We start from the raw sequence: 15,418 nt of genomic DNA on the forward strand, positions 1-15,418 counted from the left end.
AGTTTAGCCATCCCTCCAATTCTGCCTCTTTCCAATAAAAAAACCACTTTCCCGCATAGGAAAGTGGTTTGTCATTTTGTACAATACTGTAAAAAGTGCACAACAAAACAATCTGCCACTTTCCTACGCAGGTGCGAACCTGTTCAGGTTATGAGGGTTTTAAAGTAGCTACTTTATTCTCAGCCCTTATCAAGGGATCCCCTAGTGATGATTTTCATTTTCGTTTTCTTTTGTACTTAAAGGATATCATATTTACCTTATATTTCAAGCGATTATCTTAAATTTTAAGAATCATCTATTTATTTCGTTATTTCTCCACTTCGTCAAGGAAGCTATCTGATCTGATTCCTGTCCTTCTTAGAATGAAATCAAAATTCACATTAACCTTTGCTTCCGCAAAGTAGCTATTCCAGTCTTCCTTGATTTTTGAAAACTGATTATTATGCTGCCTTCTCATTATTTCTCCAAATCCGAATATATCAAGCCCGTATTCATTTTGCATTTTTGCGACAGTTTTTTGTATTTTGTCAGCGGCTGATTTGCTGACAAGATCTTCATATTTCTTAAAAGTCTCTATTTTATCCAATGATTTATAGCATTGTGTTCCTTCAATATATCCCTCTGCTTTAACGTTAATATTAAATTCGGGCCTTACTCCGTCCATCTTCGTTTGTACATCTGTTGTGGAATGAATAATTCTAACAGCACTATATTCATCTTCACCGCATTGTACTGTTAATGTCGTATTTTTGAATTTGTCCGTTATCCATAAATAAACCCTAGTGTCGTCTAATGGCAGAAAACCCGCCAGCTTCTTCTTGTTAAAGAAGCCAAGAGAATCTACTAAAACGATCGCTTCTGGCGTTACATTATTCATATTCTCTACAGTGGCACCGACCTTTTTATCACCTTCGACAACTACTGCATTTAAGACAGCCTCTTTCCCCTCTAAGGTGACATCATTGATAAAATCATTTATCCGCATGTCCGGATCTCCACCCCAGTCTTGGAACATATTCTCAAGCTGTGTGGACAGCTTCAGTGAGGATGACTTACGGTATAGATTTGTGACCTTCAACACATCTGACGCCTTACTGTCTTTAGCAATGAGAATTTTAAAATCATCGCGCAGCTCTCTGTTCCTCTCTAAGTAATCAATAAAATCAATCATGCCTGATTTTGCCACGTCTTCACCAATAACAAGCAGCTTCATATGAGAAAAAACAAGATACTGTGCATAATATTGGCTGAACTGATGGCTGACCTCCGATAAGGTTTCTCCTTCAATCGTTTCTACTAACGAGGGAGCATTTCCTCCGCTCGTCCGTGAATTCAGCTCTGCGGCATTCAAGGCTTCAACGGTAACCTCATATTTCCCGTCGTCACCTTTATCAATAGCCATCCCAGAAACCAGCTTTATCTCTGAAAGCTCCTTCCGATCCCAGCATCCACCCAAAAGGAATACAACTAAAACAGAGATTAACATCTTTCCAAAAAGCTTCAATCTCCACTGCCTCCTTTCGACTGCTTAGGAGGAGATGGAGATCCTTGAGGCTTTTGCTTATCTAGGGTGGTAGGACTTAAATAAGCTGGCCGCTTGTTTTGGAACCAAATCGGTGTACGGATAAAGATATCCTTTTGGTCCTCGACTATAAATGGTGCAACTGGAGCTAGATAAGGAACACCTACAGACCGAAGCGAGCTAAGATGTGCCACCATGAATATCAACACGAGTAATACACCATACAATCCTAGTATGGAAGCGACTATAATAAGAACAAATCGGATAAGCCGTGAAGCATTCGCAAAGCTGTAGTTCGGAAACACAAAGTTGGCAATTGCCGTAATTGCCACAATGATGACCATGATATTAGAAATAATTCCCGCTTCTGCTGCAGCCTGACCGATAACTAACGCACCTACGATTGATACTGTCTGCCCAACGGCCCTTGGCATGCGGACACCGGCTTCCCTTAGTATTTCAAAGGTTATTTCCATAATAAAGACCTCAATTACCGCAGGGAACGGCACACCCTCCCGCTGGGCGATAACACTTAACAGCAAGGTTGTCGGCAATAACTCTGGGTGAAAGGTCAAGACTCCTACATATGCAGAAGGCATAAGCAGCCCGATCATAAAGGACAAATACCTTATCATCCTGATAAAACTGCTCATAAAGTAGTTTTGGTAATTATCTTCAGATGATATAAAGAAATCTGTCAATACAGCAGGAACGAGCAAAATAAAGGGTGTTCCATCTGTAATAATGGCAATTTTCCCATCCAAAAGCGCAGAGCTGACAGAGTCTGGTCGCTCTGTATTCAAGGCTAAAGGAAAAACAGTCGCCGATTTATCTTGAATAAGCTCCTCTATATTTGCAGACTCAAAAATAGCAGAAATATTGATATCTTTTATCCGCTTCCGAACCTCTTCCAAAATCTTTTCATTAACAATTCCTTTGACGGAGCCAATGTATACACTTGTTCTTGTTTCATTACCTACCTTGAACTTTTCAAATTGTAGATTATGATTTTTGATTCTTTTTCGGATCAAGTTAATGTTCGTAGAAATATCTTCGACAAAGGCATCCTTCGGTCCTCTAACAACTGTTTGTGTTGTTGGCTCTGAGACCGTTCTTCCTTCACTGTTGATAAAGCTTATAGTGAGTGCTGCCGGAACGCCTTTTATGATAACAGCAATCCTTCCCTCAAGAATAGTCTCCGTCATTTCACTTAGTGTATGGATGAGCTTATAACCTGAGACTCCAAAGGCTTTTTTTCCAAAGGCTTGCAGTTCATCGACACTGGTAATTCTTATATCTTGTTCAACAGGACTTTCCAGGGTTTGTCCAAGCATATCTTTAAGGAAGTCTGTATTGATAACCGTATCCAAATAGAAAATAATTGCTTCAGATTTACCAACAAGTATATCATCTGCCTTTAAATCTGCAGTATGTCCAAAAATCTTTTTAATTTCATCCTTTATCGTTTCAAAGCTGATGTTTTTCATTTCAATTTCTTGTGCTTTGCTTGGTGTGGAATTGGAAGGAATTTGTTTTTTCGAGTTAATATTCATCAGTTTTTTCAAAAACTTGTTCATGCTTTTACCTCCTTGCCTGCACTTCGGTCTTTTCTCCATTTCTTAAACAATAATGTGACAAGTATTAATATAGGAACTCCATATTCCATCGGCAAATGCAGGACAAAAATATCCACATAAAGACCCTCCCGAATATGGTCCGAAAAGTCAGTGCTGATGAAAATGGAAAACATCGATACGATGCATGCAATAGGAATGGAAAAAAAGCGATACGGTTTATTAAACACATATTCCAGCCCTTTAAGACCGCCATAAATAAAAACAGAGCTTTTAATTAATATCCCAAGCATAATAATGAAGACGACTAATGCATCAATTCTTTCAATAAATTCCCCGATGCTAACTAGCCTTGCCGCACTAAGTAAAGGAAAGTTTGAACGGAGAGCGATGTTCTCCCCTAATGATGTAATTATCAGGAAAACAGACAGCAGCAAGAGCATGCTGGCAATAATAACGCCGAAAATACTAATGACTCTGCTGTATTTAAAATTTGTCACATCGGCAAGCACCACTGTAAATGCAATCATCTCTCCATAAGGAAAGACAGATATCGATGGTACGATTGCTTTCACTATCGGTTTCCAGCCATTAGCAGCAACCGGTTCTAAATTGGAAATTTCAATATTGCCGCTTCCGTACAAGAAAATAAAAAGCATCAACATGAAGGCAAATGTATACGGTGTGAAAATTTCCGAGGTTCGTCCAAGTACCTCAATACCCATATAAAGAATGTAGCCTATTACAAGCGCAAGCAAGGCAACGGTGACCTCGATCGGCGTTAAGGGTAATATTGCCGCTGAAATCATTTCTCCAAAGTCCCTTATTACCCGACAGGCAATATAAAGAAAGTAACAAATATAACCAAGCGACATGACGATTGCTACAGGTCTGGAAAAGCAAATTTCCAATATTTCAAAGAAATTTTTTCCGGGCTGCAAGGACAGCAAAAAATAATAAGCAGATATAATAAGCAGACCAATAAAAAGCCCAGCTATTATGACAATCCAAGCATCACGCTTTGCTTCCATACCTACCCCGACTACAATAGCGCTGCCGAGCAGGAAATTTATAACTAATGTAATTAATTGGCTTAATGATATGTTTTCCTTTAGCATACGCTCAACACCTTATATCTTAATGCACAGCAAGATTTACATATTCCTTTCTTTCATCTGCTTGCTATGATGTTTTCCCCTCCATTTCTTGAACAGGAGGATTACCGTCAAAAGAAGTGGCAGTCCGAACTGGAGCGGCACATGCAATAAAAACGGGTTGGAGAATAGCCCTTCATCTAAATGATCCGAATACCCTTTTGCAATAAAAATCGAGAAAAGTGAAACCACACATGATATAGGGATTGCAAAAAAACGAAACGGAATAGTGAAAATATACTCTAATCCTTTTAATCCACCATATATGTAAATAGAGCTCTTCACTAATGTTCCTAATACCATCGTGAAGACAACAATAGCATCAACACGCTGAATAAATTCTCCAATTGAAATCAGCCTTGCTGCACTCAACAGTGGAAAATTAGAACGAAGGGCAATATTTTGACCCAATGATAAAATAATCAACACTGATGATGCTATGAGAAGAAGGCTGGAACAAATCACACTGAACATCACAACCCTGCTGCTTAAATCTAATCTCGTCACACTCGGAAGAATGAATGTTAAGAAAAGCAGCTGACCATATGGGCGGATGAGCTCATATGGAAAAATCACCTTCCATAAAGGTTCCAATCCCTCTCCCAACATAGGCTTAATATTTGATAAATCTAAATTTTTCCCTGAATATAAAAACACACATAATAAGACCATAAATATGATGGCATATGGTGTAAAAATTTCAGATGTTCTGGCAAGCACCTCTAGCCCTAAATAAAGCACATATCCAATAACAAGAAGCAGTGTAAATACGCTGAATTCAATCGGAGTAGTCGGAAGAACTGTAGCAGAAATCAATTCTCCGAAGTCCCTGATGATACGACACGCATAGTACAAGAAGTACATCGAGTAGACCAAGCTTAAGCAGATTGCTATCGGCCTTTTAAAGCAATACTCAAACATCTCGTACAGGTTTTTTCCCGGCAAGAGCGAGCTTAAATATAAATAAAATGCTGTAATCAGTATCCCAAGTGCAAATGCAATTATGAGGGCAATCCAAGCATCCTCTTTTGCGTCTAATGCAAGCCCAAAAACAATGGAGCTACCAATTTGGAAATTGAATACAATTGCTGCTAATTGGCTTAAAGAAATATTCTCTTTCAGCATCGGACTCCACTTCCTTTAGTTTTTAGCTTGTGATTTATTGCCTTGCAGCTTCTTTTTCAGCCTTCTAAAATCAACTACTACTGACCAGATAAAGCCAAAGCCAGCTGTTAATACAATGGTGATTGCTCCTGCTCCAACCTCTGCCTTGTAAATGTTCAGAAAGCAGTTTTTTAAGCTGTCATGAAAAACAAATAAATCAAGTATGAGTGTAAGGCTCCCCATCATGCCAATCATTAATAAATAAACAAATGTAACCATATATCATTTCACCTGCAAATAGTAATATTCTTGTCTTATCTTGTGAAAATTCTCCAATATTATGTAGAAAATATTTGCAGGGATAAAAATAAAAAATGCCGCTGAAAATTTCGCGGCATTTTTTATGGAAAAACTGCAAAAAAAGCCGCTAATTATTTAGCGGCTTTTCAATGGTCTATTAATTATTTAACTTCTGAAATTTCACCTTTAAAGAAAACTTTGCGTTCTAGCGGGATATTGAGTTCTTTCAGCATTTGCTTTAATTCTCTTTCTTCCCTGTCTGTTACTAAGCTGATGACTGTTCCTTCCTTGCCGAATCTGCCTGTCCGACCGGAACGGTGGATATACTGTGTTTTGTCTTTGGCAAAGTCAAAGTGGACAACATGTGTTATATTTTGGATATCTAATCCGCGTGCTGCAACGTCTGTTGCAAGCAGCATAGATGTTTTGCCTGAACGGAATAGCCTTGTATATTTTTGTCTGTCCATTTTGTTAAGATCGCTATGAAGTCTGCTTGTTTGAATTTCCTTAAAGGCAAGTTTTTCGTGGAGTACATCCAATGTACCGATATCCTTAACAAAAACAAGCACTTTCGCATTCTCCAAACGAGAGATTTTCTCCATCAGCTTGATTTTGTCTCGATGCTCTGCCTGGAAATAGATATGATTTACATCTGCAGCTTCAATACTCGTATCTTTTTTAACAGTAATAACAGCAGGTTCTTGGAGCAATTCCTTGCCAAGCGATGCTGTTCTTTCTGTCAGTGTTGCTGAGAACATAACAACCTGTCTTTCTTCTTTCTGTGTTGCTTTAATGATTTGACGAAGATAGTCAATATGTTCAGGAACTAGCAGCTGATCTGCTTCATCAAGCACAATCGTTCTAACTTCATGCATTTTAAGCTTCTTTTGCTTAATAAGCTCCAAGGCTCTACCAGGTGTACAAATGGCGAGATGAGGACTTTTCTTCAGCTTCTCCAACTGTCTTTTTACATTGGCTCCACCGATGAAGGAAGCAGAACGGATTCCGCTGTTTTCTCCCCATTTTTGAACCTCACCAAGTATCTGCATAACCAGTTCTTGGGAAGATGCTAGAATTATCGCCTGCATAGCTCTTGATTCAGCATCGATTTTATTTAAAACTGGCAGTAGGTATGCCAGCGTTTTTCCAGTACCTGTCGGTGATTCAGCGATGATATCTTTTCCAGCTAATATTTCAGGTATCGCCTGTTCTTGAATGTTTGTCGGTTTTTGAAAGCTTGCTTTCGCCCAATTTTCTGCTACGAAAGGTTTCATCTTATTTAAAAGGTCTTGATTACTCATTTCATTCTCCTTCTTTACACAGCTTACGCTTTTGCTCTTCACTAGGAAGAAATAGCTTTTTGCACATATGGCTGTTTCATTGCCTAATATCTACTTATTATAGATTATTCTCCTAAAAATAGATATGCAATCATGCTAGCTGTTAAACAATGAAAAAAGACTGTCGGCAAATTGCTGGCGACAGTCCTGTTAAAATTTATTAAACAAGGGTTTGGGCATCTCCGACTGTTTGGTAAATATCCACCCTGTCCTTAATCTTTTTCATTTTGACATCCAGTTCATGTGCAGCATCTGCTGCTTCCTTCAGCTCTGCAAGCAAATATTCTGGAATGCCTTTATCAAATTTATAATATATTTTATGTTCAAGGCTCGCCCAGAAGTCCATCGCAATTGTTCTTATTTGCACTTCCACAAATACTTCTTCCATTCCATTGCTTAAAAATACTGGAACTTTGATGATTAAATGCAAACTCTTGTAACCGTTTGGTTTTGGATTTTTAATATAATCCTTTACTTCAATAATTTTCAAATCGCTTTGTCTTTTGAGCATTTCATATAAATCATAAATATCCGATATGAATGAGCAGGTGATGCGGACGCCGGCAATATCGTGAATATGCTCCTTCGCATTTTCAACCGTGATGCCAAGACCTTTCCTGTTAAGCTTCACCATAATTCCCCTTGGATCTTTAATCCGGGATTTAATATGTTCAATCGGGTTATGATTGTGGATAAATTGAAATTCTTCATTTAATATTTTAAGTTTCGTATTAACTTCCTCTAAAGCAAAACGGTAGACAATCAGGTTGTTTTTCCACTCTATTAGTTCATTGGAAAGGTCATCTAAATTCCATTCGCTTATAGGTAGAAGTCCTTCATTCTTGTTAGTACGATCCATAAATCAATAAGTCTCCTTTGGTTTTCTTATAACCTTTTCTGCATTGACTCCTATGTTTTTCAAAAGCTCGATAATCTGATCGATCGTTTTCATTTTAACCATTCACCTCTTCGCCAATGTTAAGGATGACAGGCATCTAACCCTATTATAAAGAAAAATGACCGGTCAGTCAATCTCCTTCACTTGGCAATTTAAGGACGGGTTTCCCCGTTTTCGCCAGTATCCGGGCTGAATTGATTCTGATTCAACTGAGAATAAAAACCTTTTTTCTGCAAGAGCTCGTCATGTGTCCCACGTTCGATGACTTCACCATTATTCAAGACTAGGATACAATCAGCATGCTTAATTGTGTTAAGTCTATGGGCAACAACAAAGGAGGTTTTCCCTCTCATGAGCACCTGCAGCGCTTCTTGAATCTTCACCTCTGTTATCGTATCAATGCTGCTCGTTGCCTCATCAAGAATGAGAATCTCAGGATCAGCAAGTATTGCTCTTGCAATGGACAGCAGCTGCTTTTGACCTTGGCTTATGCTGTTGCCGTCTGCTTGCAGCACAGTTTCATAGCCGTCTGGCAGGCTGTCAATAAAGCTTTGTGCATTGGCAAGCTGTGCTGCTTGCTCCACTTCTTTGTCAGAAGCATCTAATCTTCCATAACGAATGTTTTCGCGAATAGTTCCGCCAAATAAATAGGCATCCTGAAGAACAAAGCCCATATGTTTGCGTAAACTTTCCCTTTTTATTGAAGTAATATCCTTGCCATCAAGCTTGATGACTCCACCAGTGGCATCATAGAATCTGGACAGCAGATTAATGACCGTTGTTTTTCCCGCTCCTGTTGGGCCAACAAGAGCAATTGTTTCACCAGGCTTAGCATGGAAGCTAACACCCTCAAGTATTCCTTTATCTTCTTCATAAGCAAATGACACATTAGAAAAGACAACATCCCCTGATACTTGATCAAGTGAGACTGCTTTTTCTTCATCCTTATCCTCGCTGTGCTCATCAAGCACTTCAAACACTCTTTCTGCCCCGGCAATGGCCGACAACAATGTGTTGAACTGGTTGGAAAGATCATTTAAAGGACGAGTGAACTGTCTTGAGTACTCAACAAATATGACGATAATTCCTATAGAAATGTTTCCTGTTTTTAAAATAATTAGGCCGCCGACGCCAACTATTAGGGCAAAACTAATATTATTGAGCATATTCATCAGCTTGGGGATAAACCCTGAATAAACCTGTGCCCAATAGCTGACGTTCTTCAAGCTTTCACTTTTATCCACAAGCTCCATAATCATTTTATCTTCTAATGAGAAGGTTTTAACAATACGCTGACCTGAAATGGACTCTTCAATAAAACCATTTAGCTCCCCTAATTTTTGCTGTTGCTGCTTAAAAAGCTGGCCTGTTCTGGCTGTAATCCATTTCATGCCCCAATACATGGCAGGTATGATAATTAAGCTCAAGAAAGTTAGAAGCGGACTGAGCCAAAGCATGATGGAAATCGTCCCTATGAGTGTCAGTACGCTTGAAAAAATCTGGATAACAGAGCTGTTAAGTGTTGAGCTAACATTTTCAATATCATTTGTGACCCTGCTCATCAGTTCTCCATGCTGTTTTTTATCAAAATAGGCAATTGCAAGCTCATGAAATTGGGCAAACAAGTCTGTTCGGAGCTTATAGACAGTTGATTGAGAAATGCCGATCATCCAGTAATTCTGCAAGAATAGGCTGACAGAATAAATGAAATAGATAATGCCCAATAGCAGCAGCATCGTGCCAAGCCCGCTAAATTCTTTATTAACAATATAATTATCAATGGATATCCCTACTATATATGGGCCAAGCAGTCCTAAAAAGCAGCTGACTGCGACAAGAAAAAGCACGAGAATAAGAAGACCTTTCTGAACAGCCATGTATTGCCATAATCGGTACAATGTCTTTCCCATATTACGTGGTTTTGCTTTAACCTTTTTCTTTACTGCCTTTGTATCTAAATCTGGCTTCGGATAATGAAAGGCTTCTGTAAATGTCTTATACATGGCTTGCCTCCTCCTTACCTAGCTGTGATTCTACTATTTTCTGGTACAATTTATTTTCCTTCAGCAGCTGATCATGAGGGGCATATGCAAGGATTTTGCCTTCCTCCATAAGCAGAATTCTGTTTGCCTTTCGGGCAGTTGAGATTTTTTGAGTTATTAACAGTGCCGTTGCATTGTATGTGGATATTGCTTGAAGCAGCTCTTTTTCTGTCTGCAAATCTAAAGCACTAGTACTATCATCTAAAAGGAGGATTTTCGGTTTCCTTACAAGTGCCCTCGCAATGGATAGCCTTTGTCTTTGACCACCAGATAAATTTATTCCCTTTTGTCCGATTCTAGTATCATACTTCATTGGAAGCTTCATAATCGTATCGTGTATTTGCGCGTCCTTAGCTGCCTTTACAATTTCATTGTCTGTGGCAAAAGGATTTCCCCAACGAATATTTTCTTTAATTGTTCCAGTAAACAATAAGGAAACCTGTGGAACATAGCCAATTTGCTTTCTTATGGAGTCAAGATTGTACTCTCTAATGTCTGTGCCATCAATATAAACTGCTCCCTTTGTCGGTTCATATAATCTTGGAATAAGCTGAAATAAAGTTGTTTTCCCTGCTCCCGTTATTCCCATAACAGCAACCACTTCATTTGGCTGGACAGTAAAGCTAATACCGGCAAGCACACTGTATTCAGTATTTGGATAAGCAAAAGCAACATCTTTGAATTCTAATTTCCCGTTTATTTCAAGCTGTTTTGAGGCATTTCCATGTCCGCTGCTATCCTTTTCTTCTATGTCGAATACTTCCTGCAGCCTGTCTGCAGATGCCTTACAACGGGATACAACCATAATCAGCATGGTTATGACAGATAAAGAAGAGGTTATTCTTAAGGAATAGTTTATGATTGCCACAACATCCCCAACCTGTGTTTGCCCTGCTGCAATTTGACCTGACCCTAACCAAAGAATAGCAATAATACATAAATTCATAATGAACAAAAGGAGTGGAACGGTAATTTCCATTAACCTTAGTGCCTTTTCTGTATTTCTTCTTAAGTCATCACTGGCAAAAATAAATCTGTCTGTTTCAAACCGTTTTCGAACATATGCCTTAATCAGCTTTACGGCTGTTAAGTTTTCAAGCATAACATTGTTCACAAAGTCCAATTTCCCTTGTACTTTTTTAAACATCCTTCCGCCTTTGCGAATAACCCAAATAAACATTAGGATAATCACAGGAATTGTCACTGCAAGCAAAAGAGCTAGTCTTGCATTGACAACGAAGGACATGATGATTCCTCCAATTATTAATAATGGTGACCTTAACAGAAAACGCAGACCCATAAAAATCATATTCTGCAGCTGTGTAATATCATTTGTCAGCCTTGTTATTAAGGAAGAGCTGGCAAACTTGCTGCTGTTGGCAAATGTGAAGTATTGAATGATTGAGTAAAGCTCTTTTCGGAGACTGTAGCCAAAATTTTGGCTGACATGAGCGGAATAAAAAGTGTTAATAATGCCTGCAGCAAAAGCAAGCAGTGAAATGCCGACAAGGATGCTTCCCCAAAGAATAACTGTTTCTGTGTTTTCCTGTGCAAGACCATCATCAATAATTTTTGCCATGATAAGTGGCTGGACCAGCTCTACTGCAAGTTCTGTCAGCATTAGAATTAGTGCAATGGCGATGCTGACTTGATATGTCCAAAGCCTTTTAAAAATTTTTGTCATTTTTCTCCTCCTGCCTTTTGCACATATAAATTAGCATTTACGATTTCTTTAGGAAAACTAAATTTTGATATTATCATACCTCTTTTTCCATAAATAGAAAACATGGTTTGAGCATTGTCATAGTACTTTTTTTAAGGAGGAGAGAAAACTATTAATGCAAAAAAAGACTGTAGAAACCATTCTACAGTCTTTTCCTTAACTCTTAATTAAGTTTCAATTATTCTGCTCCTGTCATTGTCCACTTATACAGCTCATTATGGAAGCCAAATACCTTTGGACCGCCGACTGCAACGTCTTTTGAAATTGCTCCGAAGTCAAAGTCTGAATAAAGGGTGAATACTGGCAATTCCTTGCTCCAAATTGCTTGAAGCTCGTTGTAAATCTCTTTACGCTTCTCTGTATCTGGCTCTTGTTTACCAGCAAGCAGAAGCTTATCAACCTCAGGATTACTGTAGTTTGTATAGTTGCTTGTAGCATTGCTTCCGTAAACAGTTGTTACGTCAGGATCGATTGTGTTCGTGAAGCCCATCAACAGCAAATCGAATTCGCCTGCTTTAGCTTTTGACATAATAGTTGGAAAATCATATGTTGTTGTATTAAGTTTTAAGCCAATTGCTTCTAGATTTTGAGCAATGATGTCAGCTGATTGCTCACGGACTTTATTTCCGATAGGTACAACAAAGTCAATTGTTTTGTCAAAGTCCCATCCAGCTTCCTCAAGCAGTTGTTTTGCCTTTTCAGGATCATAAGTGTATGTTGCTAAATCCTTATCCAAGTATGGACTGATGGATGTATATGGTCCGTCGACAATCTCCCCCTCGCCCTTCAACAGCTGATCAACAATTTTTTCACGGTCAATCGCATAAGCAAATGCTTGGCGGACTTTTTCATCCGTGATTTTTTCTGTGTTGAACATCATGTTTTGATAACCATACGTTTTTTCTGTTTTTGTTGTTACATTTTCAAAACCCTTCACTGTATCAAAATCCTGTACAGCAATCTTACCAATACCACCGGCAGCATTCATTTGAATTTCGCCTGTTTGAAGCTGTGCAACAAGATTTGCTGCAGGCATAATTTTCACGAACATTTTATCGAGTTGTACTTCACCTAAATAGTAATTATCATTCTTTTTATATTCTACATATTGGTCTTTAGCATATTGTACGAACTTGAATGGTCCATTTGTTACAGTTGGTTTTTGCATGAATGGATCCTTTTGTAAGTCTTCTGGAGCTACATCCTTTAATACATGCTCTGGAAGAATCATAAACTTAGAGCCAAGCTGTTCTTTTACCATGTTTGGATCAACTGGCGTTTTTGTTTTAAATTGGATTGTTTTGTCGTCAACAATTGTTAATGATGGTATCTCCGTAACGCCTTCCGGGAATTTCCCACTTTCGTTCAATCCGTCAATAATCGTCAAATATGTTCCTATTGCTGTTTCTGTTTTAGGGTTTGCAACAAGATTCATTGTAAATGCAACGTCATTTGCAGTTACTGGTGTGCCGTCAGACCATTCTGCTTTCTCATTCAACTTAATTGTGAATGTTTGATTATCTTCTGTTTCAAATGAATCTGCAAGCTTAGGAGTAAACTCCAGTGGCCCTGTCATTTCCAAAAATGTATCGAACATAAATTTTTCCAGCCATGAAGCCGCAATATCGGATGAGTTAATAGGGTTGAAGCTGACTGGAGCATTTACTAGTCCAATATACATTGTATTGCCTTTAGATCCCCCTGAGTTTGTTCCAGTGTTTGCCACACCAGAACAAGCTGTCAATAAAAGCAGGAGCGCAATCGTGAATAAGCCTAATCCTTTTCTGAATACATTCTTCATCTGTTTTCCCCCATTTATCTATAGAATGTGAATCATATATTCTCATCACTTACTTCAAGCTTTTTGGATCCATTGCATCACGCAGTCCGTCACCCATGAAGTTAATGGATAGAACGGAAAGTAAAATCATGATACCTGGAGGAATCCACAGCCATGGCTGTGATGCCAATACCGTAATTGATTGTGCTTCAGTCAACATATTTCCCCAGCTTGCTGTTGGCGGCTGAACCCCCATGCCGAGAAAGCTTAAGGAAGCCTCCATAATAATCGCAGAAGCAATACCGAATGTTGCATTTACTAGAATTGGAGCAATACAGTTTGGCAGTATGTGCTGGAACACGATTTTTGGTGTTGAAAATCCTAACGCGACTCCTGCCTTAACATAGTCCATTTCCTTAATGGAAAGAACGCTCCCTCTCACAAGCCTTGCAATGGACGGCCAGCCTAGCAGGCCTAAAACAAGGATAACGTTAATTAGCTTCGGTCCCATGATGCTTACCAAAACAAGGATAACCATTAAATATGGGAAAGACATGAATACATCTGTTAAGCGCATAATAACCATATCTACCCATTTACCAAAGTATCCGGCAATTGCTCCTAACACTGTGCCAATGGCAACATAAATGGCAACAGCGCCAACACCTACGGATAAGGAGACTCTAGCAGCATATATAAGTCTGCTGAATAAATCTCTGCCTACCTCGTCTGTTCCAAGTAAATGCTCTGAAGAAGGTGCTGCAGCGAACTCCCCTTCGACAGCATATGGATTATGGGGAGCGATAAGCGGAGCAAAGAGTGCCATCAGCACAATTAAACTGAAAATGATCATCCCGACAACTGCCAGCTTATGTTTAAAAAAACGTTTCGTTATTAGCTTTAAATAGCTTTCTTCATTGCCCAACTCCTCTTTAACAGCAACAGGCATCTGATTAATCGGCAATTCTGTACCAAGTTTTGCGTTTGGTATACTCATTCTACTTCCTCCCCCCCTAGCTATATTTGATGCGTGGATCGACAACAGAATAAAGAATATCTGTCAGCAAATTAGAGAACAACACCGCGAATGCTGCCAAGAAGTTAATCGCCATCAATGTTGGATAGTCCCTGGAACTAATGGACTGTATCGTTAATTGACCTAAACCGGGCCATTGAAAAATCTGTTCTGTGACAACTGCACCGCCGATTAACACTGGTATTTCCATACCTATAATCGTAATAATGGGAATAAGAGCATTTTTCAAAGCATGCTTATTTGTGACAACAAACTCTTTTAGTCCTTTCGCTCTAGCTGTCCGCAAATAATCCTGCCCAAGCACTTCTAGCATGCTGCTTCTTACATAACGGACCGTGCTTCCTGCTATCCCTGTTCCTAATATGGCTGCCGGAAGCAGCAAATGTATAAATGTATCCATAAAGCCGCCCGTACTTCCTAATGTGAACATTCCACCAGTAGGGAGTATGCCCAGCACTAATGAAAATAAGTAGATTGCGCCAAGACCGAGGAAAAAGCTTGGGATGGAAACACCTAAAAAGGAAAATGTTGTTGTCAAATAATCAATCCAAGAATACTGTTTTGAGGCACTGAGAATTCCAATTGGAATCGCAATAATATAAGCAATGACAAGTGCTGCCCCCATCAGGAGTAATGTTGGACCAACTCTGTTCATGATTAAGTCAAGAACGGGTTCATATGTTGTATAGGAAAAGCCAAAATCACCGTGAAGCAGGTTGCCAAGCCATCGGATATATTGGACATATATTGGATCGTTCAATCCGAGCGCTTCCTTTTTTGCTTCTGCATCTGCTTCTGTGGCATCCGGATTAAGGTACATGTCAACAGGGTTACCGGGTGCCATATTAATGATGAAAAAATTAAAAATTGTAACCCCAAACAATACTGGAATGGCAATTAATACTCTTCTGATAATGTACTGTAGCATTTATGAGCTCCCTCCCT

General features: G+C 39.0%; 12 protein-coding genes and 1 riboswitch. All 12 genes read right to left on the reverse strand.

Going from position 1 to position 15,418, the window contains the following annotated elements; translation table 11 throughout:
* Window positions 1-103 precede the first annotated feature (103 nt).
* A riboswitch (TPP riboswitch) is annotated at window positions 104-213 on the reverse strand.
* A gap of 94 nt (window positions 214-307) precedes the next feature.
* The 12 genes from NQZ71_RS19035 to NQZ71_RS19090 all read right to left on the reverse strand — a co-directional run bounded on the left by NQZ71_RS19035 (window position 308) and on the right by NQZ71_RS19090 (window position 15,401).
* A complete protein-coding gene (locus NQZ71_RS19035) occupies window positions 308-1,504 on the reverse strand; it encodes a Ger(x)C family spore germination protein (RefSeq protein WP_260054048.1) in 1,197 nt (398 codons plus the stop codon).
* Window positions 1,501-3,099, reverse strand: a complete 1,599-nt coding sequence (locus NQZ71_RS19040) for a spore germination protein (RefSeq protein WP_260054047.1) — start codon at window positions 3,097-3,099, stop codon at window positions 1,501-1,503. Before NQZ71_RS19040 ends, NQZ71_RS19035 begins: the two co-directional genes overlap by 4 nt.
* Window positions 3,096-4,214: a GerAB/ArcD/ProY family transporter gene (locus tag NQZ71_RS19045; protein ID WP_317011149.1), complete on the reverse strand. Its 1,119-nt coding sequence runs from the start codon at window positions 4,212-4,214 to the stop codon at window positions 3,096-3,098. Before NQZ71_RS19045 ends, NQZ71_RS19040 begins: the two co-directional genes overlap by 4 nt.
* Window positions 4,215-4,250: 36 nt before the next feature.
* Entirely contained in the window at window positions 4,251-5,375 is a 1,125-nt protein-coding gene (locus NQZ71_RS19050) for a GerAB/ArcD/ProY family transporter (RefSeq protein ID WP_144456152.1), read from the reverse strand.
* A gap of 15 nt (window positions 5,376-5,390) precedes the next feature.
* Entirely contained in the window at window positions 5,391-5,633 is a 243-nt protein-coding gene (locus NQZ71_RS19055; protein ID WP_127740143.1) for a hypothetical protein, read from the reverse strand.
* A gap of 182 nt (window positions 5,634-5,815) precedes the next feature.
* On the reverse strand, window positions 5,816-6,955 hold the full coding sequence (locus NQZ71_RS19060; protein WP_260054046.1) for a DEAD/DEAH box helicase: 1,140 nt from the start codon (window positions 6,953-6,955) through the stop codon (window positions 5,816-5,818).
* 199 nt (window positions 6,956-7,154) lie between these two features.
* Complete coding sequence (locus NQZ71_RS19065; protein WP_144456156.1) at window positions 7,155-7,853, reverse strand: GTP pyrophosphokinase; 699 nt, start codon at window positions 7,851-7,853, stop codon at window positions 7,155-7,157.
* A gap of 191 nt (window positions 7,854-8,044) precedes the next feature.
* Complete coding sequence (locus NQZ71_RS19070) at window positions 8,045-9,895, reverse strand: ABC transporter ATP-binding protein (RefSeq protein WP_317011150.1); 1,851 nt, start codon at window positions 9,893-9,895, stop codon at window positions 8,045-8,047.
* Window positions 9,888-11,618: an ABC transporter ATP-binding protein gene (locus NQZ71_RS19075; RefSeq protein WP_260054044.1), complete on the reverse strand. Its 1,731-nt coding sequence runs from the start codon at window positions 11,616-11,618 to the stop codon at window positions 9,888-9,890. Before NQZ71_RS19075 ends, NQZ71_RS19070 begins: the two co-directional genes overlap by 8 nt.
* A gap of 217 nt (window positions 11,619-11,835) precedes the next feature.
* Window positions 11,836-13,458 (reverse strand): ABC transporter substrate-binding protein, encoded by a 1,623-nt coding sequence (locus NQZ71_RS19080; RefSeq protein WP_260054043.1) that lies wholly within the window; start codon window positions 13,456-13,458, stop codon window positions 11,836-11,838.
* A gap of 49 nt (window positions 13,459-13,507) precedes the next feature.
* Entirely contained in the window at window positions 13,508-14,434 is a 927-nt protein-coding gene (opp4C, locus tag NQZ71_RS19085) for an oligopeptide ABC transporter permease (protein WP_127740155.1), read from the reverse strand.
* A gap of 16 nt (window positions 14,435-14,450) precedes the next feature.
* Window positions 14,451-15,401, reverse strand: a complete 951-nt coding sequence (locus tag NQZ71_RS19090; protein ID WP_127740157.1) for an ABC transporter permease — start codon at window positions 15,399-15,401, stop codon at window positions 14,451-14,453.
* Between the last annotated feature and the right edge of the window lie 17 nt (window positions 15,402-15,418).

This window comes from Niallia taxi, assembly GCF_032818155.1.
In the GTDB taxonomy this organism is placed as follows: domain Bacteria; phylum Bacillota; class Bacilli; order Bacillales; family Cytobacillaceae; genus Niallia; species Niallia taxi_A.

Coding starts and splice junctions, on each gene's coding strand:
- NQZ71_RS19075 (WP_260054044.1), bottom strand. CDS start 11,618: ATGACAAAAATTTTTAAAAGGCTTTGGACATATCAAGTCAGCATCGCC.
- NQZ71_RS19050 (WP_144456152.1), bottom strand. CDS start 5,375: ATGCTGAAAGAGAATATTTCTTTAAGCCAATTAGCAGCAATTGTATTC.
- NQZ71_RS19070 (WP_317011150.1), bottom strand. CDS start 9,895: ATGTATAAGACATTTACAGAAGCCTTTCATTATCCGAAGCCAGATTTA.
- NQZ71_RS19055 (WP_127740143.1), bottom strand. CDS start 5,633: ATGGTTACATTTGTTTATTTATTAATGATTGGCATGATGGGGAGCCTT.
- NQZ71_RS19090 (WP_127740157.1), bottom strand. CDS start 15,401: ATGCTACAGTACATTATCAGAAGAGTATTAATTGCCATTCCAGTATTG.
- NQZ71_RS19065 (WP_144456156.1), bottom strand. CDS start 7,853: ATGGATCGTACTAACAAGAATGAAGGACTTCTACCTATAAGCGAATGG.
- opp4C (WP_127740155.1), bottom strand. CDS start 14,434: ATGAGTATACCAAACGCAAAACTTGGTACAGAATTGCCGATTAATCAG.
- NQZ71_RS19045 (WP_317011149.1), bottom strand. CDS start 4,214: ATGCTAAAGGAAAACATATCATTAAGCCAATTAATTACATTAGTTATA.
- NQZ71_RS19080 (WP_260054043.1), bottom strand. CDS start 13,458: ATGAAGAATGTATTCAGAAAAGGATTAGGCTTATTCACGATTGCGCTC.
- NQZ71_RS19040 (WP_260054047.1), bottom strand. CDS start 3,099: ATGAACAAGTTTTTGAAAAAACTGATGAATATTAACTCGAAAAAACAA.
- NQZ71_RS19060 (WP_260054046.1), bottom strand. CDS start 6,955: ATGAGTAATCAAGACCTTTTAAATAAGATGAAACCTTTCGTAGCAGAA.